The sequence below is a fragment of the Streptomyces sp. DH10 genome, assembly GCF_029813805.1.
In the GTDB taxonomy this organism is placed as follows: Bacteria; Actinomycetota; Actinomycetes; order Streptomycetales; family Streptomycetaceae; genus Streptomyces; species Streptomyces coeruleofuscus.
The window spans coordinates 343,284-366,047 of sequence record NZ_JARVKU010000007.1 but is presented as its reverse complement, the minus strand read 5'-3'; the positions used below and the strand labels follow the sequence as shown (position 1 = coordinate 366,047).

The window sequence follows — 22,764 nt, the reverse complement described above, 5'->3', positions numbered from 1 at the left end:
CCCACAGGGAGTCCCTGTGGGCCACGGCGCGTCGGCGGGAGCAGCCAGCCCTTGGCCGGTCAGCCCTTGGTCGTCCGCGTCGTCTTCTTCGCGGCGGCCTTCGTGGACTTCGCGGCTGTCTTCTTGGCCGCGGTGCTGTTGACCGTCCTGGTCGCCCTGGTCTGGGCCGGCACCGTCTTCTTCGCCGCCGCCTTGCGCGGGGCCTTCACCGAGGACGCGTCGCTGATCCGGTCGGCGCCGAGGACCTCGCGCAGGAACTTGCCGGTGTGGCTGGCCGGGACCGCGGCGACCTCCTCGGGCGTGCCCTCGGCGACGACCAGGCCGCCGCCGGCGCCGCCTTCGGGGCCCATGTCGACGACCCAGTCGGCGGTCTTGATCACGTCGAGGTTGTGCTCGATGACGATGACCGTGTTGCCCTTGTCGACCAGTCCGGACAGGACCGTCAGCAGCTTGCTGATGTCCTCGAAGTGCAGACCGGTGGTCGGCTCGTCCAGGACGTAGACCGTGCGGCCGGTGGAGCGGCGCTGGAGCTCGCTGGCGAGCTTGACGCGCTGGGCCTCACCGCCGGACAGGGTGGTCGCGGACTGGCCGAGCCGGACGTAGCCGAGGCCGACGTCCTTGAGGGTCTTCATGTGGCGGGAGATCGCGGGAACCGCCTCGAAGAACTCCGTGGCCTCCTCGATCGGCATGTTCAGGACGTCGGCGATGGACTTGCCCTTGTAGTGGACCTCCAGGGTCTCCCGGTTGTACCGGGCACCGTGGCAGACCTCGCACGGGACGTAGACGTCCGGGAGGAAGTTCATCTCGATCTTGATGGTGCCGTCGCCCGCGCAGTTCTCGCAGCGTCCGCCCTTGACGTTGAAGGAGAAGCGGCCGGGCATGTAGCCGCGGACCTTCGCCTCGGTGGTCTCGGCGAACAGCTTGCGGATGTGGTCGAAGACGCCGGTGTACGTGGCCGGGTTGGAGCGCGGGGTGCGGCCGATGGGCGACTGGTCGACGTGCACGACCTTGTCGACGAGGTCGTCGCCGTCCACGCGCGTGTGCCGCCCGGGCACGTTCCTCGCGCCGTTCAGCTCGCGGGCCAGGTGCGTGTACAGGATGTCGTTGACCAGGGTCGACTTGCCGGAGCCGGACACGCCGGTGACGGCGGTGAACACGCCCAGCGGGAACGAGACGTCGATGTCCTGGAGGTTGTTCTCCCGGGCGCCGTGCACCGTGAGCCGCCGGGACGGGTCGACCGGGCGCCGGATGTCGGGCAGCGGGATGGCCTTCTTGCCGGACAGGTACTGGCCGGTCTGCGACTCGTCGTTGGCGAGCAGCTCCTTCAGGGAGCCGCTGTGCACGACCTTGCCGCCGTGCTCACCGGCGCCGGGGCCGATGTCGACGACCCAGTCGGCGGTCTTGATGGTGTCCTCGTCGTGCTCGACGACGATGAGCGTGTTGCCCATGTCGCGCAGCCGGACCAGGGTCTCGATCAGCCGGTGGTTGTCGCGCTGGTGCAGGCCGATGGACGGCTCGTCGAGGACGTACAGCACGCCGACGAGGCCGGAGCCGATCTGGGTGGCCAGGCGGATGCGCTGGGCCTCGCCGCCGGAGAGCGTGCCGGCCGCGCGGTTCAGCGAGAGGTAGTCCAGACCGACGTCGACGAGGAACCGCAGCCGCTCGTTGACCTCCTTCAGGACACGCTCGGCGATCTTCTTGTCGCGAGCGCTGAGCTTCAGCTCCCGCAGGAAGTCCGCGCAGTCGCTGATCGACATCGCGGAGACCTCCGCGATGGACTTGTCCATGATCGTGACGGCGAGGACGATCGGCTTGAGGCGCGTGCCCTCACAGGTCGGGCAGGGCACCTCGCGCATGTAGCCCTCGAAGCGCTCACGGCTGGCGTCGCTCTCGGCCTCGCTGTGCCGGCGCTTGACGAACGGGACGGCGCCCTCGAAGGCCGTGGTGTACCGGCGCTCGCGCCCGTAGCGGTTGCGGTAGCGGACCTCGACCTGGGTCTTGTGGCCGTGGAGGAGGGCCTTCTTGGCGCGCTGCGGGAGGCCCGCGAAGGGGATGTCCGTCCTGAAGCCCAGGGCGTCGGCGAGCGCGCCGATCAGGCGGCCGAAGTAGTCCTTGGTGTGGCCGTGCGACCAGGGGTGGATGGCACCCTCGTCGAGGCTCTTGTCCGGGTCCGGGACGATGAGCTCCGCGTCGACCTCCATGCGCGTGCCGATGCCGGAGCAGTCCGGGCAGGCGCCGAAGGGCGAGTTGAAGGAGAAGGAGCGGGGCTCCAGCTCCTCGAAGGACAGGTCGTCGTACGCGCAGTACAGGTGCTCCGAGTACATGCGCTCGCGCTCGGGGTCGTCCTCGGGGAGGTCGACGAAGTCGAGCACGACCATGCCGCCGGACAGGCCGAGTGCGGTCTCGACGGAATCGGTGAGACGGCGCTTGGCGCCTTCCTTGACCGTGAGGCGGTCGACGACCACCTCGATGGTGTGCTTCTCCTGCTTCTTCAGCGTGGGCGGGTTCGACAGCTGGATGGTCTCGCCGTCGACCCGCGCGCGGGAGTAGCCCTTGGTCTGGAGGTCGGCGAAGAGGTCGACGAACTCGCCCTTGCGCTCGCGCACCAGCGGCGACAGCACCTGGAAGCGGCTGCCCTCCGGCAGCTCCAGGACCTTGTCGACGATGGCCTGCGGCGACTGGCGCGAGATGGGGCGGCCGCACTCGGGGCAGTGCGGCTTGCCGATGCGCGCGAAGAGCAGCCGCAGGTAGTCGTAGACCTCGGTGATGGTGCCGACCGTGGAGCGCGGGTTGCGCGAGGTCGACTTCTGGTCGATGGAGACGGCCGGGGACAGGCCCTCGATGAAGTCGACGTCCGGCTTGTCCATCTGGCCGAGGAACTGCCGGGCGTACGAGGAGAGCGACTCCACGTAGCGCCGCTGTCCCTCGGCGAAGATGGTGTCGAAGGCCAGCGAGGACTTGCCCGACCCCGACAGGCCCGTGAAGACGATGAGCGAGTCGCGCGGGAGGTCGAGCGAGACGTTCTTGAGATTGTGCTCGCGCGCTCCACGAACGATGAGACGGTCGGCCACGCCGGTCCGCACCTTTCTTGAGAGAAGTGACAGGGGCGGGGCCCCCGTGCTTTCTCAGACTAGAGGGAGCCACTGACAACGCCGGTCGGATCCACGGGTTGCCAACAAACCCCGGCTTTCCAGCATGCCCGACGCCACGCCCGACCATATAGCACGTGCTTTCGATTACCGGCACCGGTTCACCACCTTCACCCGAAGGTGTGGCGGGATTAGGGTCAGCACCATGATTGATCACGGTCATGACCTGGCATGTGTACATGCCGCTACGGAACGGCTGCTCATCGCGGTCGGCAAACTGGACAACGCGTCTGTGACGCAGCCGTCACAGCTTCCCGGCTGGACCCGGGGCCATGTGCTGGCCCACGTCGCCCGCAACGCCGACGCCCTCGTGAACGTCTTGGAAGGCCGGCCCATGTACGTCTCCGGTGAGACCCGGGACGCCGACATCGAGCGGGACGCCCCCCGGCCCCTCGACGTCCAGCTGGCCGACCTGCGCGAGAGCGCCGCCCGCTTCCAGGAGGCCGGGGCTGCTCCCGCTGACTGGTCGCGCACGGTGGAGCTGCGCAACGGGGTCACGGACTCCGCGTCGCGGGTGCCGTTCCGGCGGTGGGTGGAGGTGGAGCTGCACCACGTGGACCTCGGGATCGGGTACGAGCTGGAGGATCTGCCGGCGGAGTTCACCGAGCGGGAGATCGCCTTCCTGGCCGACCGGTTCGCCGGCCGTCCCGACGTACCGCCCACGCGCCTCACGGACGGCACGCGCGCGTGGAGCACCGGACGGGAGGCGGACGACGGGGCCGAGGTGACCGTCACCGGTTCCCCGGCGGACCTGCTGGGCTGGCTCGCCGGCCGCCGCACCGGAGCCGCGCTGACGGTGGACGGCGGGCCGCTTCCGGCGCTGCCCCCGCTGTAGGACCCGCGCCACTCCCCCGCTATAGGCTGGCGGACATGACGTACAGCGGACAGGTGACGGTCGGCGGACCTGCCGACGTGCACGAGCTCAAGGACCTGATGATCACCAAGATCGCGGTCGGTCCGATGAACAACAACGCCTATCTGCTGCGCTGCCGGGCCACGGACGAGCAGTTGCTGATCGACGCCGCGAACGAGGCGCAGACACTGCTCGGCATGATCGGTGACGACGGCATCGCGTCCGTCGTCACGACCCATCAGCACGGCGATCACTGGCAGGCGCTCGCCGAGGTCGTGGCGGCCACCGGCGCCCGCACGTACGCGGGCCGGGACGACGCCGACGGCATCCCGGTGCGGACCGACGTGCTGGTCGACGACGGCGACACCATCCGCGTGGGGCGCGTGGAGCTGACCGCGCGCCACCTGGTCGGGCACACGCCCGGTTCGATCGCCCTCGTCTACGACGACCCGCACGGGCATCCCCATGTGTTCACCGGGGACTGCCTCTTCCCCGGCGGTGTGGGCAACACCCACAAGGACCCCAAGGCGTTCGCCAGTCTCATCCACGATGTGGAGACAAAGATCTTCGAGGTCCTCCCTGACGAGACGTGGGTCTACCCCGGACACGGGAACGACACGTCGCTGGGCGCGGAGCGCCCGCATCTGCCGGAGTGGCACGCGCGCGGGTGGTGAGGGCCGCCCGGGGCATGCGGGTGGTGAGGGCACGCGCGGGGCGCACGCATGTGGAGCCGTGGGCCGCGCACGCGCCCCGTGTGAATCGTTCGCACACGCCGGTGTCGTACGTACGCTCCCCCTGTATGTAGTTGCGTAGTCAACTGGTAGGAGCCCCGCGCAGGATGACGGCTCCTGGGCGGATGGGCCGCCGGCCTGTCGATCCCCGCCCTCGGCCGGCGGCCCCGGCGACCGCCGAACTCGGCGCGCGCCAGGCAGTGTTCAAGGGCGCATGGAATCCGTCCGCAAGACCTTCGGCGGTTCGGTGGTGCTGAGGGACGTCGACCTGGAGGTCGCGCCGCACGCGGTGTGCTGGAGGAGATCGACGACGGGGCGATCTGGCTGGACGACGAGGAGATCACCGACCCACGCGTCGACCAGGACGCCGTACGCCGCAGGATCGGCGTGGTCTTCCATGCCTACAACCTCTTCCCGCACCTGACGGTCCTGGAGAACATCACGCTCGCCCCGCGCCGCGTGCACGGCGTGCCGAGGCCGAGGCACGCGCGCGTGAACTGCTGGAGCGGGTCGGGCTCGGCGGAAGGCGGGCGAGTACCCGGACCGGCTGAGCGGCGGCCAGCAACAGCGGGTGGCGATCGTCCGCGCCCTGGCCGTACGGCCCCGGCTGCTGCCGCATGAGATGGGCTCGCGCGGGAGGTCGCCGACCAGGTGTGTTTCCTGGAGGGCGGCGTGGTGCTGGAACGCGGCACCGCCGAGCAGGTCTTCGGGGAACCACGGCAGGAGCGCACGCGGCGCTTCCTGCGGCGGATCGTGGAGCCGGGACGGTTGTGATCGTCGAGCAGGACGGTCGCAGAAGACCTCAGGCGTCCGCGTGCCCCGCCCCGGCCAGCGCCGCGACCCGTTCCACGCCGAACACGTACCCCTGCACTCCGCAGCCTGCGATGACCCCGTCGGCACGCAGCGAGACGTAGGAGTGGTGCCGGAACGACTCACGCTTGTGGATGTTGGAGATGTGGACCTCCAACACCGGCATGCCGTCACAGGTGTTGAGGGCGTCCAAGATGGCGACGGAGGTGTGCGAGTAGGCGCCCGGATTGATCACGATGCCGCAGTGGTTCAGTCGCGCCTCGTGGATCCAGTCCACGAGCTCGCCCTCGTGGTTGGACTGGCGGAAGTCGACCGTGCCACCGTGCGCGGCCGCCGCCTTGGCGCACAGGGCCTCGACGTCGGCGAGGGTGTCGGAGCCGTAGATCTCCGGCTGCCGCTGGCCGAGCAGGTTCAGGTTGGGGCCGTTGAGGATCATGATCGGGGCGTTGGCCAGGGTGCGGGGCACGGTTCCTCCGGTCCGTTCGGGTCGGGCGGCCCATGACGGACCGCTGCTCGGACCCGGTTTATCACGGTGCGCCGTCGGCCCGCCGGGCCCTAGCCTCCCGGCATGACGAGCCTCTCCTACCCGCCCAAGCCGTCCCCCGGCGACCGCGTCGCCGTGCTCTCCCCCTCCTCCGGCCTGCCGGGGATTTTCCCGCTCCCCTACGAGCTGGGCCTGGAGCGGTTGCGCGAGGAGTACGGGCTGGAGCCGGTCGAGTATCCCGCGACCCGCAAGATGGGCTCCACGCCCCAGGAGCGGGCCGACGACATCCACGCGGCCTTCGCCGACCCCGACATCAAGGCGGTCATCGCGTCGATCGGCGGGGACGACCAGATCACCGTGCTGCCGCTGCTGGACCGGGAGTTGATCCGGGCGAACCCGAAGCCGTTCTTCGGGATGAGCGACAACACGAACCTGCTCGCCTACCTCCACAACAGCGGCGTCGTCGCCTTTCACGGGGCGAGGGTGATGTGCGAGCTGGGCCGCCCGGCGGCCATGCATCCGCAGACCGCCGAGTCCCTGCGGGCGGCCCTGTTCACCTCCGGCCCGTACGAGCTGAGGCCCGCCGAGCGGTGGCGGGACGTCGACCGGGACTGGGCGGATCCGGCGACCTTCGACGCGGAGCCGGAGACCCGGCCCGGGACCGGCTGGACCTGGGTCAACGCCGACCGGGTGGTCGAGGGTCGCAGCTGGGGCGGCTGCCTGGAGATCCTCGGCTGGCTGCTGATGGCCGACCGCGAGATCGCGCGCGACCTGTCCCAGTACGACGGCGGCGTGCTGCTCCTGGAGACCTCGGAGGAGATGCCGAGCGCCACGGAGGTATTCCGCACCCTGCGCAACATGGGCGAACGCGGGCTGCTCCAGCGCTTCTCGGCCCTCCTGACGGGCCGCCCGAAGACCTGGTCCTTCGAGCGGCCCAACAGCCCGGAGGAGGCCGCTCGTCACGCGTCCGACCAGCGTGAGGCCGTCCTGAACGCCATGCGGGCCTACGCCCCCGACGTCACGATCGTCTTCGACGTCGACTTCGGACACACCGATCCGCAGCTGGTGATCCCGTACGGCGGCACCGTGCGCGTGGACGGACCGGCCCGGCGCATCACGGTCACGTACTGAGTGCCCCGGGGCCTCCGCGCGCCCCCGTAACCCGCCGTCACTGTGGGTAGTTGACGCGGCATGCACGACGTACGCACCGTTAAGGCTCCGTCCATGCCGCGCCTCGCGGCCGCCTCGCTCGCCGGAACGGCCATCGAGTTCTACGACTTCTTCGTCTACGGCACCGCGGCGGCCCTGATCCTGGGGCCGCTGTTCTTCCCGACCTTCTCGCCGGTGGCGGGGACGCTGGCCGCCTTCGCCACCTTCGGCGTGGGCTTCATCGCGCGGCCGCTGGGGTCGGTGCTGTTCGGGCACATCGGAGACCGGCGCGGGCGGCGGCCGGTCCTCGTCGCCTCCCTGCTGCTGACCGGTGCCTCCACGGTCGCGGTCGGCTGTGTGCCGACGTACGAGACGATCGGCGTGGCCGCTCCCCTGCTGCTCCTGGTGCTGCGTTTCCTCCAGGGGCTGGGGCTCGGCGGGGAGTGGGGCGGGGCGGTGCTGCTGACGGTGGAGCACGCGCCCGCCGGGCGGCGCGGGCTGTGGTCGAGCTTTCCGCAGGTCGGGCCCGCGCTGGGGTTCCTGCTCGCCAACGGTGTGGTGCTGGGACTGTCGGCGACGCTGTCCGAGGCGCAGTTCGCCTCGTGGGGGTGGCGGGTGCCGTTCTGGGCGGCGGGGGTGCTGGCCGTGGTGGGGCTGTGGCTGCGTTCGTCGCTCACCGAGAGCCCGAGTTTCCTCCAGATCGACGACCACGCGCGCGTGCCGCTCGTCGAGGTCCTGCGCGACCACTGGCGCCTGCTCCTGCTGACCGGCGGGGCGCTCGCGATCGGCTACGCGATCTTCTACGCCGTGACGACCTGGTCACTCGCCTACGGCACGGAACGGCTCGGGGTGAACCGCAGTGTGATGCTGACCTGCATCATGGCCGCGGTGGTCGTGAAGGGCGCGCTCACGCCGCTCGTGGCGCTGCTCGGGGACCGGTACGGCCGGCGTCCACTGTGCCTGGCCGGATGCGCGGCCGCCGCGCTGTGGATGTTCCCGATGGTCGCGCTCCTCGCGACGGGCGCGCCGCTGCCGATGTTCCTCGGCTTCCTCGGGGCGATGCTCGCGTTCATCACGATGTTCGCCGTGATCGCCGCGTATCTGCCGGAGTTGTACGAGCCTCGGGTGCGCTGTACGGGGGCCGCGGTCGGGTACAACCTCGGCGGCGTCCTCGGGGGCGCGCTCACGCCGATCGTGGCGACGGCGCTGGCCGAGCAGGGCGGGCGGGTGCCCTGGGGCGTGGCCACGTATCTGACGGCGATCGCGCTGTTCAGCCTGGGGTGCTTCGCGCTGCTGCCGGAGACCCGTCCGGCGCCGGTGGCGGCGGCTGCGGAGCCTGCGTCGGGCTGACCTTGGCGGTGGTGCGTGTAAACGCTTGCGCGAGCGCACGTTCACGGCGAGTGACTGCGGGTTGATCGCCAGCTCCAGATACGCCGCGAACAGCACCAGATGGACTCCGCCCTGGAGTGGCGTGGCCCGGCCCGGCCCGGCACCACCGTCAGCGAAGCCACCACCACGGTGAGGGCGAGCAGCACCATGTGTGTGCCACCCAGGCCGAGCACCAGCGGGCCGGACAGCCAGACGGACGCGAGCGCGACCGCTGGGATGGTCAGGCCGATGCTGGCCATGGCCGAGCCGAGGGCGAGGTTCAGGCTGGTCTGCACCCGGTCGCGGCGCGCGGAGCGCAGCGCGGCGATGGTCTCCGGGAGCAGCACCAGCAGCGCGATGATCACACCGACGACGGCGTGGTGCAGCCCGGCGGCCTCCACCCCCGACTCGATGGTGGGCGACACCCCTTTGGCCAGCCCCACCACGCCGACCAGCGCCAGGCCGAGCAGCCCCAGGCTGATCAGGGCCGTACGGGCGGTCGGCGCGGCCGCGTGTTCCTCCGCCGTGACCACCTCGCCGTGCCGGGTGATCGGCAGGAAGTAGTCCCGGTGCCGCACGGTCTGCGTCGCGACGAACAGTCCGTACAGGACCAGTGAGGAGAGCGCGGCGAAGGTCAGCTGGACGGTGGCGAACTCCGGGCCCGGCTTGCTCGTGGTGAACGTCGGCAGGACCAGGCTGAGCGTGGCCAGGGTGGCGACGGTCGCGAGTGCGGCGCCGGTGCCCTCGGGATTGAAGACGGCCGTGCCGTGCCGCAGGGAGGCGACGAGAAGGCAAAGGCCGACGATGCCGTCGCAGGTGATCACCACGGCTGCGAAGACGGTGTCCCGGGCCAGTGTCGAGCTCTTGTCCCCGCCGTCGGCCATCAGGGTGACGATGAGGGCGACCTCGATAATCGTGACACCGATGGCGAGGACGAGGGAGCCGAACGGTTCGCCGACCCGGTGGGCCACCACCTCGGCGTGGTGCACGGCGGCCAGGACGGCTCCCGCGAGGACCAGGTCGCCAGCGCGACGACCGCGGCCGGCAGATCCCGCCCCCAGGTGAACACCAGCAGCACGGCCGCGAGCAGGGGCACCAGGGTCGTCCACTGTGCCGTGAGCGGCCCGCGCCGAGCGATCATGCAGTGATCGTCGCAGACGTGATGTGGCCCCGCACTCCGGTCGTGCGGAGCCCCTTCACTCGCGCCATGAAGCTACGCGAGTACACGTACCTGGGGAGCTATGCGCGCAGACGTGCCGCGGAGTTATGCGAGTTCGCGCTGTTCCACGAGGTCGCAGTTGGTGTACTTCCGCTCGCCGATGCAGAGCTCGCCCAGTTGCTCCGCCATCCTGCCGGTCTCGGGGTCGTTGCTGTTGCGCATGGCCTCCTCGAAGGAGTCGAACTCGATCAGCGCCAGATAGCGGCGCGGATTGTCACGGTCCTTCAGCAGCATGCGCTGCGTGGGGCCGCCCGGTCGGCCGGTGAAGCGCCTCTCCGCCTCCCCGAAGATCCGTTCCATCTCGTCCATGCGCTCGGTCTCGAAGTCGATGATCTGTACGAACTTCATGGCACCTCCAGCCGGCACGGCGTCCCCGGGCCGGGGAACGCGCTCAAGAACAAGCAAGCACCAGGACCGGCGGTCGGCAATTCGCCGACCGCCGGTCCGGGTAGTGGTTGCTCCTGCGCCCGACGTGGTCAGACGTCGATGCTGTCCTTCGGAGCGCCGCCGCTCTGCGCCTGCGCCGCCTCGGCCGCCGCCTGCTTCTTCGAAGCTCGCAGGCTGGTGATCGTGGTGACGATCAGGACGGCGCAGATCACGCCGAGCGAGACCGGAATGCTGATCTCGGGGACGTGCACCCCGGACTCGTGCAGCGCGTGCAGCACCAGCTTCACGCCGATGAAGCCGAGGATGATCGACAGGCCGTAGCTGAGGTGGACCAGCTTCCTCAGCAGGCCGCCGATGAGGAAGTACAGCTGGCGCAGACCCATCAGGGCGAACGCGTTGGCCGTGAAGACGATGTAGGGGTCCTGCGTCAGGCCGAAGATCGCGGGGATGGAGTCGAGCGCGAACAGCACGTCCGTGGAACCGATCGCGAGCATCACGACCAGCATCGGGGTCATGACCCGCTTGCCGTTCTCCTGGATCCACAGCTTGGTGCCGTGGTAGCGGTCGGCCACACCGAAGCGGCGCTCGGCGGCCTTGAGCAGCTTGTTCTCCTCCCAGTCCTCGTCCTCCTCGTCCGCCCGGGCCTCCTGGATGAGCTTCCAGGCCGTCCAGATGAGGAAGGCGCCGAAGATGTAGAACACCCACGCGAAGCTGGCGAGGATCGCCGCGCCGGCGGCGATGAAGATGGCCCGCAGGACCAGGGCTATGAGGACACCGATCAGGAGAACGCGCTGCTGGTACTGCGAGGGCACCGCGAACTTCGCCATGATCAGGACGAAGACGAAGAGGTTGTCGACGCTCAGCGACTTCTCGGTGATGAAGCCCGCGAAGAACTCGCCGGCGGGCTGGCCGCCGCCGAACATGAACAGGCCGAGCCCGAAGAGCGCGGCCAGAACGATCCAGACGACCGTCCAGATCCCGGCTTCCTTGATCGATACGTCGTGCGGTTTGCGGCCGATGAAGAAGTCGACCGCGATCAGGGCGGCGAGCCCCACGATCGTCAGGACCCATAGGGTCACGGAAACATCCACTACTGCGCCTCCGGCAGTCGTAACGGCAAATGTCAGCGTCGTCGCTGCCGGAGGTCTCTTCCACCCAAGGATGGGCCGACGCCCCGGGATCTGGCCTGATCCGTATTGACGGGTACGCCGCAGCAGACAGGGAGTACTCCCCTCCGTGCCGATAACAGTACCGCAATCACCAAGAGCAGGTAAAGCGCTTGGCAAAAGAAAGACCAAAACCCCTGGTCAGGAGGCTTTACATATACTTGGTACGGACGGCCGCGACCTGGGTGAGCACCTGCTGGAGGACCTGACTGCCCGGCGGCACGAGTGAGGGTTCGTACGTCCAGGCATGACCGACCCACGGGTCGGCGAGATGGTCGTCGGGTACCGGCGTCAGTCGCAGCAGCGAACGCCACAGCGGGTCGAGCAAAGGCCCGTACCCGGAGGATTCCTCGCGGTCCGCCACCATCATCAGGTGGACGCCGAAGGGAGGACCCTCGTCGGCGAGATAGCGCAGCTGGTTCACGGCCCGGTCGTCGAAGCCGTGCGGGAAGTCGTTGACGATCAGCAGTTGCTGTGAGGTGTCGAAGCCGGGCGGCAGGGAGTCGGCGGCGCCTCCCCGCACCGCCATCTGCACCAGATCGACCCGCTGCGTGAGCCGGGCCAGCACGTCCGCCACCCCTGCGGCGCCGAGCGCGGGCGGGGCCGCGAGCACACCGGTCCGCACGAGGGGTGCGAGCGGCTGCGCGCCCGAGCCGGCCGGGTCGATGACGTGGACGGTGAAATCTCCCGCCGGGTAGACGGCGAGCAGCCGCGCCGCGTGCGCGACCGCCGTCTCCATGGCGAGACGCCCCAGGGCGTGCGAGTCCGCGAACGAACCGTCGGACGATCCGGTCCGGCCGCTGTCGATCCACAGGCCGCGCTCCAGTGGCAGCCGGACCAGCATCGGGATGCGGATCCCGTCGGCCTCGGGGAGGTGGAGGTCGCCCAGGCGCAGGGCCATGGGGATCTCCATCGGCACCCGGTAGGCGTGCCAGGCGGGGCTGTCCCAGCGGGCGTACGCCGGTGGGTGGGCCGGTTCGACGACCTCGGCCTCGGCCGTGAGCTGGGCGAGGTCCCGGTCGAGGGCCTCGGCGGCCTGGGCGACGAGCTGGGCGTACCGGGCGCGGGCCGCCTCGCGGGCGGCGTCGCCCTGTCCGCCGATCCGGCTGCGCGGGTCGGAGAGGACCTGTTCGAGCTCCTTGTCCATGCGGGACTCGGCGAAGTCGACGGCGCTGCGGTAGGCGGCGGTGCTGCGGGCCAGGTCCTCGAACATGCCCCACACCTGGTTGTAGAGCCGCTCGTCCATGGACCAGCCGGTCGCGTCGCCAGCGACGGGCTGGGCGGGCTGCCCGGGTGCGGCCGGGGGCGCGGTGGGCGGCGGCGGGGGCGGAGCGGCGTTCTGGCGGCGCGGGTGGCTGTAGTCGATCGGGCCGCCCGCGGTGGGCGTGGACGACTGGGTGACGGCGTCGGGGTCCGGCGCGGGGCCGGGATACGACGGCGTCTGCGGCGCGGGCTGCCCCGGACCACCGGGCGTCGGACCGCCGTACGGCGACGTCGGTGGTGCCTGGCCCGGCTGAGGAGTGCCGCCGACCTGGTCCGGGCCGAGGGCCGGGGCCGCCGCCTGCCGGGAGCGATCGCCGTCCGCCGTGCGCGGCGGGGGCGCCTGCACCGAGCGGGCCAGTCCCTGGGCCACCGCGTCGTCGATGCCGCCGGCGAGCTGGTGGGCCTGGGGCAGCCCCTGGTCGGTGAGGAGTTCGGCGAGGCCGCCGGCGTAGCCCTGGCCGACAGCGCGCACCTTCCAGGCGCCTTGCCGGCGGTAGAGCTCCAGGGCGACGACGGCCGACTCGGCTTCCAGGCCGGTGATGGTGTAGCTGGCGATCTCGGCGCCGTCGAGGCCGGTCACGGCGACGAACGGGGCGGCCACGGCACCGAAGCGGGTGGGGCCCGCCCCGGCGACGGGCAGGGCGAGCAGCACGCCGACACGGTGGACGGCCTCCGGCACGGCGTCCAGATCCACCGCGAGGCGGTGGTCGGCGGCGGCCTGCCGGGAGACCTCGAGGCCCGGCTGGGTGGGTGCGCCCGGGTGGGCGACCCACTCCACGCCGTGGATCCGGCCGTTCTCGTCACTGAGCGCGGCCGCGGCCACGATCGGCGTGCCGGCCGAGACCCGGATCTCGAGACGGGCCTGGGAGAGCGGGTGGTTCTGCCCCCGCACCAGCTCGGCCGTCATCGCCTTCTCCCCCTGTGTCGTTGTGTGGTGTCGTGTGCCGCTCGCCGGCCCGCCCCGGCCGGTTGCCCCCGGACCTCAGAGGACGGGCAGGATCGCCGGCATCAGGTCCTGGAAGGTGCGGCCGTTGGCCGGGTTGCCGAGGGCCGTCATCGTCCAGCCCGGGCCCGAGCGGTGCACCTTGGCCATGATCTGGGCCGTGTACTGACCGCCGCCGGCCAGCGTGTAGCGGGCGAGCTCCTGGCCGTTGGTCTCGTCGACCAGGCGGCAGAACGCGTTCTGCACCTCCTGGAACGTCTGGCCCGTGAAGGAGTTCACGGTGAAGACGATCTGGTCGATGTGGACCGGGACGCGCGACAGGTCGACGAGGATCGCCTCGTCGTCGCCGCCCTGGCCGACACCGCCGACGAGGTTGTCACCGGTGTGGCGCACCGAGCCGTCGTCGCTCACCAGGTGGCGGAAGAAGACGACGTCGACCGGCTGCTTGTCGGCGAACAGAACGGCCGAGGCGTCGAGGTCGACCTCTCGCGTACGCGAGCCGAACAGGCCGCGCCGGGGAGCCGCCTGCCAGCCGAGACCCATGCGCACCGCGGTCAGGCTGCCGCCGTCCTTCTTCTGCAGACTGATGGCCTGACCCTTGGTCATGTTGACGGTCACGCGCTGATCCCCTCTCGGACGTCCCCTGTTGCCGCGCAGTCGCGGTTGATCAGAACACTACGCAGGGGCACTGACAGTGACGTACCCCGGTCCGCACTTTGTGTCGGTCTTGCAACACTGCGCGTACGCGGTCCGCCGTCAGGCCAGGCCCGCCTCCTTCATCTGGCGCAGTTCCTTCTTCATCTCGGAGACCTCGTCGCGCAGCCGGGCGGCGATCTCGAACTGGAGGTCCGCGGCGGCGGCCCGCATGCGTGCGGTGAGTTCCTCGATCTGCTCGCTGAGTTCGGCCGCGGGGCGGTCGGTCGGCACCGTCTCCTTGGCCTTGCCCCTGCCCTTGCCCGGCTTGGCGCTCTCGGCCGCCCTGCCCAGGGAGGGCACGGGCGCCTTGGTGGCCCCGCCGTCCTTCTTCGCCTTGCGGAAGCCCGAGCCGAGCAGCTGCTCGGTGTCGATGTCCTCACGGGCGATCTGGGCGACGATGTCGTTGATCTTCTTGCGGAGGGGCTGGGGGTCGAGGCCCCGCTCCTTGTTGTACGCGACCTGCTTCTCCCGGCGCCGGTTGGTCTCGTCGATGGCCTTCGCCATCGCCGGGGTGACCTTGTCCGCGTACATGTGGACCTGACCGGAGACGTTGCGCGCGGCGCGGCCGATGGTCTGGATCAGGGAGGTGCCGGAGCGCAGGAAGCCCTCCTTGTCGGCGTCCAGGATCGCCACCAGGGACACCTCGGGCAGGTCGAGGCCCTCCCGCAGGAGGTTGATGCCGACCAGCACGTCGTACTCGCCGGCGCGCAGCTCACGCAGGAGTTCGACACGGCGCAGGGTGTCGACGTCGCTGTGCAGGTAGCGCACCTGGATGCCCAGCTCCAGGAAGTAGTCCGTGAGGTCCTCGGCCATCTTCTTGGTCAGCGTGGTGACCAGGACGCGCTCGTCCTTCTCGGTGCGCTGCCGGATCTCGTGCACCAGGTCGTCGATCTGGCCCTCGGTGGGCTTGACGACGACTTCCGGGTCGACGAGGCCGGTGGGCCGGATGATCTGCTCGACGACCCCGTCCGAGCGGGAGAGCTCGTAGGCGCCCGGGGTCGCCGACAGGTAGACCGTCTGGCCGATGCGCTCCTGGAACTCCTCCCACTTCAGCGGGCGGTTGTCCAGGGCGGAGGGCAGCCGGAAGCCGTGGTCGACGAGGGTGCGCTTGCGGGAGGCGTCGCCCTCGTACATGGCGCCGATCTGCGGGACCGTGACGTGCGACTCGTCGATGACGAGGAGGAAGTCGTCCGGGAAGTAGTCCAGCAGGGTGTTGGGCGGGGAGCCGGGCAGGCGGCCGTCGAAGTGCATCGAGTAGTTCTCCACGCCGGAGCAGGAGCCGATCTGGCGGAGCATCTCGATGTCGTAGGTCGTGCGCATCCTGAGGCGCTGGGCCTCCAGGAGCTTGCCCTGCTTCTCCAGCTCGGCGAGGCGCTCGCCCAGCTCCTTCTCGATGTCGTTGATGGCCCGCTCCAGGCGCTCGGGCCCTGCGACGTAGTGGGAGGCCGGGAAGACGTACAGCTGCTGGTCGTCGCTGATGATCTCGCCGGTGACCGGGTGCAGCGTGGACAGCGCCTCGATCTCGTCGCCGAACATCTCGATGCGGACGGCCAGCTCCTCGTAGACAGGGAAGATCTCGATGGTGTCGCCCCGGACGCGGAAGGTGCCGCGGGTGAAGGCCATGTCGTTGCGCGTGTACTGGATGTCCACGAAGCGGCGCAGCAGCTCGTCGCGGTCGTGCTCCTCGCCGACGCGGAGGGGGACCATGCGGTCCACGTACTCCTGTGGCGTGCCGAGGCCGTAGATGCAGGAGACCGAGGCGACCACGACGACGTCGCGGCGGGTGAGCAGCGAGTTGGTCGCGGAGTGGCGCAGGCGCTCGACCTCCTCGTTGATCGAGGAGTCCTTCTCGATGTAGGTGTCCGACTGGGGGACGTAGGCCTCGGGCTGGTAGTAGTCGTAGTACGAGACGAAGTACTCGACCGCGTTGTTCGGGAGCAGCTCCCGGAACTCGTTCGCCAGCTGGGCGGCCAGCGTCTTGTTCGGCGCCATCACGAGCGTGGGGCGCTGGAGCTTCTCGATCATCCACGCGGTGGTGGCGGACTTGCCGGTGCCGGTCGCGCCCAGCAGGACGACGTCCTTCTCGCCTGCCTGGATGCGCTGGGCGAGTTCGGCGATGGCCGTCGGCTGGTCGCCGCTCGGCTGGTAGGGGCTGACGACCTCGAAGGGCGCCACCGTGCGTTCGATGTGGGAAACGGGCCGCATGGGATCCACCGTACGACCCCGCACTGACAACGGGCTCCGATCAGCGCTTCTGCGGGGTTCGGGGGCCGTGCTGCTCCACGGTGCGGCGGGGGCGGAGCCGTAGGCGCTGCGGATTGTGGGCGGTGTGGATGTGGGCCGGGATGCCGGGCCTCTGCTCGACCGCGACGACCGAGGGCTTCCCCATGACGATCAGCGGGTCGAACATCACCACGACGCCCGCGAGCAGGAGAAAGGCGAGCGGGCCGATCAGCATGGGCGCGAGCAGGGCCGCCGGCGACTCCCCCGCGGTGGGTTCGGCCGTGCCGTGCAGGTGGACGCTGAGGGCGGCCATCCCCGTGTAGTGCATGCCGCTGACGGCGAGTCCCATGACGAGGCTGGCGCCCACGCTCCACAGAAGGCCCCTGACCTGGCCGGCCGCCCACAGGGCGGCGGTGGCGGCGGCCATGGCGATCGCTACGGAGATGCCGACGGTGAGCGTGTTGTACTCCAGCTTCCCGTCCAGGCTCATGCTGGCCATGCCGAGGTAGTGCATCGACGCGATGCCCAGGCCGGTGATGGTGCCGCCGGTCAACAGGGCCGTTCCGCGGGCTCCCTTGTAGCCGACGATGAAGATCCCGATGCCCACCATCACGATCGCGACGGCCAGACTCGCGAAGGTCATCGGCATGTCGTAGTGGATCGGGGTCCCGCGGATCGTGAACCCCATCATCGCGATGAAGTGCATGGTCCATATGCCGGAGCCGATGGCGGCCGAGCCGAGGGCGAGCCAGCCGGGGCGCCAGGACTGGGCTACGAGCATGGACCTGGTGGTGCAGCGCAGGCCCAGGGCGCCGCCGAGGCAGGCCATGAGGTAGGCCACCAGGGGTGTGACCAGGCCGTAGCTGAATCCGTCGACCGTGCCCTGCATGCGCGGCTGTCCTTCCCGCCCTTTGCGTCCCGGAATTCCTGATGTGCGCCCCCTCACAGGACCGCAGGCAGCGGTCAGGGTGGACGCAGAGAGTATGACCCCCACCGGAATGGTCGAACGACTTTCCGGCAAAGAAACACGTCCTTACCGCAGTTGTGCGGTACCAGTGAGCGGAGTTGGGTCCTCTCCATTCAACCTGTGGTCATCCTGTACCCCTCTCGTGTTGACCCTCTGCTGTCACAGTTGAGCTGTCTGTGACGCCGTGATCGCTCGACGCGAGGAGTACGTATGCACGCGCGCGCTGTTGCCGCCTCGACCACCGCGCTTCTGGGGACCGTCGCCCTCCTGTTCCCGGCCTCCCCGGCGCGGGCCGCCGGCGGCGGCGGTTGGCCGCTGGTCATCGCGCACCGGGGGGCTTCCGCGTACGCGCCCGAGAACACCCTGGCCGCCGTGGACAAGGCGGCCGAGCTGGGCATCCGCTGGGTGGAGAACGACGTGCAGCGGACCAGGGACGGCGAGCTCGTCGTCCTCCACGACGACAACCTGCGGCGCACCACCGACGTCGAGGAGGTCTTCCCCGACCGGGCTCCCTGGAAGGTGAAGGACTTCACCGCCGCCGAGATCGCCCGCCTCGACGCGGGCAGCTGGTTCGGCCCCGCGTACGCGGGCGCGCGCGTGCCGACGCTGGAACAGTTCGTGAACCGTGTCGAGCGTCATCACCAGAAGCTTCTCCTGGAGATCAAGAACCCGGAGCTGTATCCGGGCATCGAGCGGCAGACGCTCAAGGTCCTCAGCAACGAGGGCTGGCTGGACCGGTCTCATCTGGCGGGCCGGCTGATCGTGCAGGGCTTCAGCGCGGACAGCGTGCGGACGGTGCACGAGCTGAAGCCCGCCGTGAAGACCGGCTTCCTGGGCACGCCGCCCGTGTCGGACCTGCCGGGCTACGCCGGTTTCGCCGACCAGATCAACCCGTCGTACGGCTCGATCTCCACGGCGTACGTGGCCTCCGTCCAGGCGTTCACCGGACCACACGGCAGGCCGCTGGAGGTCTTCACCTGGACGGTCGACGACGCGGCGACGGCTCAGCGGGTCGCCGGGTACGGGGTCGACGGGATCATCACGAACAAGCCGGATGTGGTGCGGGAGGCCGTGGACAGGTGAGGCCGGCCGCCGGCGGGCGGTCCGTCCGGCCGGGGCTGCGTTGTCAGTGGTGGGTCGTACGGTGGGCGCATGGACAGCCATGGGCAGGGTGAGCAGCGGGTCGTGTGGGGCGTCGTCGACAGCGACATCGGCCCGCTGTTGCTGGCGGCGACCCGCGAGGGCCTGGTCAGCGTGGTGTTCCACGCCACGGACGCGGTGCGGGACCGGGCGGTCGAGCGGCTTGCGTCACGGCTCGGCACCGAGCCCGTCCACGCGCCCGGCTCCCCGCTGCTCACGGAGGCGATACGTCAGCTCGAGGCGTACTTCACGGGTGAGCGCCGGGACTTCGACCTGCCGCTGGACTGGTCGCTGATCTCCGGCTTCAACCGGGAGGTCCTGCGCGAGCTGGCATCCGGTGTGCCGTACGGCACGGTCGTCGGGTACGGCGATCTGGCCGGGCGGGTCGGCCAGCCGGGTGCCGCCCAGGCCGTGGGCATGGCGATGGGCGCAAACCCGCTGCCGGTGGTGGTGCCCTGTCACCGGGTCGTCGAGAGCGGCGGTGGCATCGGCGGCTTCGGGGGCGGGCTGGAGACCAAACGGAAGCTGCTCGCCCTCGAAGGGGTGCTGCCCGAGCCGCTGTTCTGAGGTTGGCCCGGTCAGTCGTAGTGCCGCGCCTCGAAGACGTTGCCGTCCGGGTCGCGGAAGTAGAAGCTGCGCGTGGCCTTGCCCCGGGCCCCGAAGGAGTCGTACGAGAGGTCCGACACCGGTACGGAGCGTTCCTCCAGGCGGCTGAGAAGGGTGTCGAAGTCGTCCCGGGGCAGTGACAGGCAGACGTGGTTGACGGGGTGTCCCGCGCTGTCGGCGGCGCCGGGCAGCATGGTCATGCGTTCCGCGAAGGTCAGCGGCATGAGGTCGAGGATGGTTCCGTCGTTGACGCGTACGGAGGGGAACGGCACCTCACCGGCGGCGAACTCGGTGAGCCTGATCGTCTCCAGGCCGACGGCCTTCTCGTAGAAGTCGGCGGCGGCGACCGGGTCGCGCACCCAGAGGACGACGTGGTCGAGTCGTGGTGTGTTGTCCGTCATGCATCCCAGGCTGGTGACGTCGCCGACAGCCCGCAAGGGTTTGGCCCGGCGCGCCGCCCGCCAGAGATGAGGGAAGACCGACCGACAGGAGGCAGGCGCGTGGTGCTGGTGGTGTCAGAAGAAGTTCGGGAGGCGATCGACGCGCGTCGGCCCGTGGTGGCCCTGGAGTCCACGATCATCGCCCACGGGCTGCCGCGGCCGCGCAACCTCCAGGTGGCGCTGGAGCTGGAGACGGCCGTGCGGCAGGAGGGCGGGGTACCCGCGACGATCGCCGTGCTGGACGGGCATCCCCATGTCGGGCTGGACAAGGAGCAGCTGGAGCGGGTCGCGAACGAGGACGACATCCGCAAGCTGGGCCACCGTGACCTGCCGCTCGCGGTGGCCTCCGGGGCCAGCGGGGCGACCACGGTGTCGGCGACGGCGCTGCTGGCGGCGCTGGCGGGCGTACGCGTGTTCGCGACGGGTGGGCTCGGCGGGGTGCACCGGGAGTGGACGGTGACGCAGGACGAGTCGGCTGACCTGGGCCTGCTGGCGCGGACGCGGATCACCGTCGTGTGTGCCGGGGTGAAGTCGATCCTGGACGTCCCGGCGACCTTGCAGCGGCTGGAGACGCTGGGTGTCTCTGTGGCCGGGTACGGCACCGACCGGTTCCCCGGCTTCTATCTGTCCGACTCGGGGCATCCGGTGGACTGGACGCTGCGGACGCCGGAGCAGGTGGCGGGCGTCATGCGGGCCCAGGACGCCCTCGCCGGGCCGGAGTCGGCACTGATCGTCGCCAACCCGGTGCCCGAGGATGAGCAGCTCGATCCGGAGCTGCACGCGCGCGTGCTCGCGGACGCGCTGCACGCGTGCGAGGAGGAGGGGGTCACTGGCCAGGCGGTCACGCCGTTCCTGCTCGACTATCTCGTTCGGCACACCGACGGCGCCTCCCTGAGCGCCAATCTGGCGGCGGTCCGCGGCAACGTACGCCTGGCGGCACGGATCGCGGCGGCCTGGGCACGGGGATGACCGGCACCGGGGGCGACCGCGGTGCGGCGGGCAGAGCCTGCTCGGTGGAGAGCGGAGCCGGGCCGTTGGAGGGGGCGGGGGGCTCGACGGAGAGCGGGGCCCCAGTATCGGACATGGCAGCCGGCCCGGCGGGGAACGGAGCCCGACCGTCGGACACGGCAGCCGGCTCGGCGGAGGGCGGGGCGCGCTCGGTGAACGGCGCAGATGGCCCATCCGAGGCCGCGGTGGTCTCGGCGGCAAGCGGGACGCGCTCTGCGGGGGGTGCAACCGGCCCGGCGGAGGTCACGTCGAGCTCGGCGGCGTGTGAAACCCGCCCGGCGGAGATCGCAGCGGCCTCGGCGGAGCGCGGAGCCGCACCAACAGAGGTCGCGCCGGGCTCGACGGAGAGCAGAACCGCCCCAGCCGAGGCCGCCCCGCGCCCGGCAGAGAGCAGAACCGCCCCAGCCGAGGTCGCCGCGCGCTCGGCGGACGGCGGCGCGCTGCTGGTCGTCGGGGACGTCATCACGGACGTCGTCGCGCGGCACGAGGGGCCGCTCGCGGCCGGTACGGACACGGCTGCCTCGATCCGGACGGTGCCGGGCGGGGCGGGCGCCAACGTGGCGTGCTGGGCCGCACACGGGGGCGCGGCGGAGGTGCGGCTGCTCGGGCGGGTGGGGGCGGAGGCCGCTGCCTGGCACGAGCGTGAGCTGGTGGCCCACGGCGTGCGTCCGCGACTCGTCGTCGACCCGCAGGCGCCGACCGGCACGGTGATCTGCCTGGTGGACGGGGGCGCTTCGGCGGAGCGGACGTTCCTCACCGACAGTGGCGCGTCGTTGCGGCTCGAACCCGCCGACTGGTCCGACAACCTGCTCGACGGCGTGACCCGGCTGCACCTGTCGGGCTACCTCTTGTTCTCCGAAGCGAGTCGCGCCCTGGTGACGGTGGCTCTCGAAGCCGCACGCGCGCGTGGCGTGCCGGTGAGTCTGGACCCCGCGTCGGCCGGTTTCCTGGGTGAGCTGGGCGCCCGGCGGTTCCTCGCGCTCGTCGAGGGCGTGGACGCGCTGCTGCCCAGCCGGGACGAGGCGTGTCTGCTGACGGGGCTGACCGACGCGGCCGACGCGGCGGCCGAGCTGAGCCTGCGTGTCCCGCTGGTGGTAGCCAAGCAGGGGCACGAGGGGGCGCTCGTGGCCCGCTCGGGCAAGGTGTGCGCCCGCGTCCCCGCCGTACCGGCGACGCCACGGGACACCACGGGCGCCGGTGACGCCTTCACCGGCGCGTTCCTCGCCGCCCTGCTCGCGGGTGCCGGGCCGGAGGACGCGGCGGCGGAGGGCTGCCGGGCGGGTGCGAGGGCGGTGGAGCGGGTGGGCGGCAGACCGCCCCCGCCCGGCTGATGCCCGGTGCCCCGCGCGCCCCTGGCTACGGCTTGCGCCCCCACGCCGAGATCATCGGAGCCGTCGTCAGGTCCAGGACACCGGACGCGACGTTCGTGAGATGCCGGTCGATGTCCTGGTCCGTGGCGAGGCCCGCGGTGACCAGCTGGTCGCGGATCTGACGGATCGTGACGGACTCCAGGGCGGCGCAGGCCGGGGAGCCGATGGGGAAGTAGGCGTCGGCGTGCACACGGGTCAGGCCGGCCTCCCTGAGCAGCCGCGGGAGGATGCGGCCGCAGGGGAGGTCGGTCCCGCGGTCGGCGAGGAGCTTGCGGAAGCCGTGCCGCAGCCGGTTCGCGAGCTGCTGCTCGGGGCCGTACTCGTCGGGGCAGAGCAGCGGCTGAAGGGTGGGGTCGGCGTCCTCGACCAGGATGCGTCCGCCGGGGCGCAGCGCCTGGACCATGGACCGCAACGCCTGTGCCCGGTCGGTCACGTGGAAGAGGGCGAGACGGGCGTGCACCAGGTCGAAGCCCTCCCCCGGCGGCTCCTGGGCGCCGAGGTCGTGCACGCGCACCTCGACGGGCTGCCGGGCCGCGGGGGCGAGCCGTGAGGTGTCGGTGGCGGTCGCGACGACACGTCCGGTCGGGCCGACCTTCTTCGCCAGCCAGGACGCCACGGAGGTGCCGCCGGCTCCGACCTCCCAGCACCGCCAGCCTGATCCGATGCCGAGCGCTTCGAGATGCCGGAACGTCGTGGGGTCGAAGATAGCGGCGAAGGCGCTGAAGTGCTCTGCCGCCTCGGTCTGCCGGGTGTTGTCGAGGAGGTACCCATCGGATCGCGTCATGCCGAGAT

At 70.7% G+C, this 22,764-nt stretch carries 18 protein-coding genes and 2 pseudogenes; 9 read left to right on the top strand and 11 right to left on the bottom strand.

Features of this window, described 5'->3' with window-relative positions:
- Window positions 1-59: 59 nt before the first annotated feature.
- Window positions 60-3,071 (bottom strand): excinuclease ABC subunit UvrA, encoded by a 3,012-nt coding sequence (gene uvrA / locus QC385_RS18095; protein WP_279542352.1) that lies wholly within the window; start codon window positions 3,069-3,071, stop codon window positions 60-62.
- Between the two features lie 223 nt (window positions 3,072-3,294).
- Between uvrA and QC385_RS18090 the strand changes: the two genes are divergently transcribed.
- The 3 genes and pseudogenes from QC385_RS18090 to QC385_RS44255 all read left to right on the top strand — a co-directional run bounded on the left by QC385_RS18090 (window position 3,295) and on the right by QC385_RS44255 (window position 5,507).
- A complete protein-coding gene (locus QC385_RS18090) occupies window positions 3,295-3,984 on the top strand; it encodes a maleylpyruvate isomerase family mycothiol-dependent enzyme (protein WP_279542351.1) in 690 nt (229 codons plus the stop codon).
- A gap of 35 nt (window positions 3,985-4,019) precedes the next feature.
- Window positions 4,020-4,676 (top strand): MBL fold metallo-hydrolase, encoded by a 657-nt coding sequence (locus QC385_RS18085; RefSeq protein WP_279542350.1) that lies wholly within the window; start codon window positions 4,020-4,022, stop codon window positions 4,674-4,676.
- Window positions 4,677-4,947: 271 nt separating this feature from the next.
- A pseudogene (locus QC385_RS44255) lies at window positions 4,948-5,507 on the top strand (amino acid ABC transporter ATP-binding protein).
- A gap of 28 nt (window positions 5,508-5,535) precedes the next feature.
- Here the strand turns inward: QC385_RS44255 and aroQ are convergent.
- Window positions 5,536-6,009 carry a type II 3-dehydroquinate dehydratase gene (aroQ, locus tag QC385_RS18075; RefSeq protein WP_086599349.1) on the bottom strand — a complete coding sequence of 158 codons (474 nt, stop codon included), beginning with the start codon at window positions 6,007-6,009 and terminating at the stop codon, window positions 5,536-5,538.
- 102 nt (window positions 6,010-6,111) lie between these two features.
- On the opposite strand from aroQ, the gene QC385_RS18070 reads away from it, so the two are divergent.
- A complete protein-coding gene (locus QC385_RS18070) occupies window positions 6,112-7,158 on the top strand; it encodes a S66 family peptidase (RefSeq protein ID WP_279542349.1) in 1,047 nt (348 codons plus the stop codon).
- 93 nt (window positions 7,159-7,251) lie between these two features.
- A complete protein-coding gene (locus tag QC385_RS18065) occupies window positions 7,252-8,526 on the top strand; it encodes an MFS transporter (protein ID WP_279542348.1) in 1,275 nt (424 codons plus the stop codon).
- A 57-nt stretch (window positions 8,527-8,583) separates the two neighbouring features.
- On the opposite strand, the pseudogene QC385_RS18060 reads toward QC385_RS18065, so the two are convergent.
- The 7 genes and pseudogenes from QC385_RS18060 to QC385_RS18030 form a co-directional block, all read right to left on the bottom strand.
- Window positions 8,584-9,685, bottom strand: a pseudogene (locus QC385_RS18060) (calcium:proton antiporter); the annotation flags it as partial.
- 123 nt (window positions 9,686-9,808) lie between these two features.
- Window positions 9,809-10,111, bottom strand: a complete 303-nt coding sequence (locus QC385_RS18055) for a hypothetical protein (RefSeq protein ID WP_279542347.1) — start codon at window positions 10,109-10,111, stop codon at window positions 9,809-9,811.
- Between the two features lie 128 nt (window positions 10,112-10,239).
- Window positions 10,240-11,241 (bottom strand): TerC/Alx family metal homeostasis membrane protein, encoded by a 1,002-nt coding sequence (locus QC385_RS18050; RefSeq protein WP_279542346.1) that lies wholly within the window; start codon window positions 11,239-11,241, stop codon window positions 10,240-10,242.
- Between the two features lie 226 nt (window positions 11,242-11,467).
- Complete coding sequence (locus QC385_RS18045; RefSeq protein ID WP_279542345.1) at window positions 11,468-13,486, bottom strand: TerD family protein; 2,019 nt, start codon at window positions 13,484-13,486, stop codon at window positions 11,468-11,470.
- Between the two features lie 75 nt (window positions 13,487-13,561).
- On the bottom strand, window positions 13,562-14,140 hold the full coding sequence (locus tag QC385_RS18040) for a TerD family protein (RefSeq protein ID WP_184982565.1): 579 nt from the start codon (window positions 14,138-14,140) through the stop codon (window positions 13,562-13,564).
- A 138-nt stretch (window positions 14,141-14,278) separates the two neighbouring features.
- On the bottom strand, window positions 14,279-16,423 hold the full coding sequence (gene uvrB, locus QC385_RS18035) for an excinuclease ABC subunit UvrB (RefSeq protein WP_279542344.1): 2,145 nt from the start codon (window positions 16,421-16,423) through the stop codon (window positions 14,279-14,281).
- A gap of 40 nt (window positions 16,424-16,463) precedes the next feature.
- Window positions 16,464-17,330, bottom strand: coding sequence for an MHYT domain-containing protein (locus QC385_RS18030; protein WP_279542343.1), 867 nt, complete (start codon window positions 17,328-17,330; stop codon window positions 16,464-16,466).
- A gap of 288 nt (window positions 17,331-17,618) precedes the next feature.
- Here QC385_RS18030 and QC385_RS18025 point away from each other — a divergent pair, with 288 nt between their 5' ends.
- The gene (locus tag QC385_RS18025) at window positions 17,619-18,491 is read left to right on the top strand and encodes a glycerophosphodiester phosphodiesterase (RefSeq protein ID WP_279542342.1); all 873 of its coding nucleotides are present in this window, start codon (window positions 17,619-17,621) and stop codon (window positions 18,489-18,491) included.
- 69 nt (window positions 18,492-18,560) lie between these two features.
- Window positions 18,561-19,115, top strand: coding sequence for a methylated-DNA--[protein]-cysteine S-methyltransferase (locus QC385_RS18020; protein WP_279542341.1), 555 nt, complete (start codon window positions 18,561-18,563; stop codon window positions 19,113-19,115).
- Between the two features lie 11 nt (window positions 19,116-19,126).
- On the opposite strand, the gene QC385_RS18015 is transcribed toward QC385_RS18020, so the two are convergent.
- Window positions 19,127-19,555 carry a VOC family protein gene (locus QC385_RS18015; protein WP_279542340.1) on the bottom strand — a complete coding sequence of 143 codons (429 nt, stop codon included), beginning with the start codon at window positions 19,553-19,555 and terminating at the stop codon, window positions 19,127-19,129.
- A 102-nt stretch (window positions 19,556-19,657) separates the two neighbouring features.
- Between QC385_RS18015 and QC385_RS18010 the strand changes: the two genes are divergently transcribed.
- Both QC385_RS18010 and QC385_RS18005 read left to right on the top strand, forming a co-directional pair.
- Window positions 19,658-20,563 (top strand): pseudouridine-5'-phosphate glycosidase, encoded by a 906-nt coding sequence (locus QC385_RS18010; protein WP_279542364.1) that lies wholly within the window; start codon window positions 19,658-19,660, stop codon window positions 20,561-20,563.
- 479 nt (window positions 20,564-21,042) lie between these two features.
- Window positions 21,043-21,933 (top strand): carbohydrate kinase family protein, encoded by an 891-nt coding sequence (locus QC385_RS18005; protein WP_279542363.1) that lies wholly within the window; start codon window positions 21,043-21,045, stop codon window positions 21,931-21,933.
- Between the two features lie 25 nt (window positions 21,934-21,958).
- Here QC385_RS18005 and QC385_RS18000 read toward each other — a convergent pair whose 3' ends face one another.
- Window positions 21,959-22,756, bottom strand: coding sequence for a methyltransferase domain-containing protein (locus QC385_RS18000; RefSeq protein WP_279542339.1), 798 nt, complete (start codon window positions 22,754-22,756; stop codon window positions 21,959-21,961).
- Window positions 22,757-22,764: the final 8 nt, after the last annotated feature.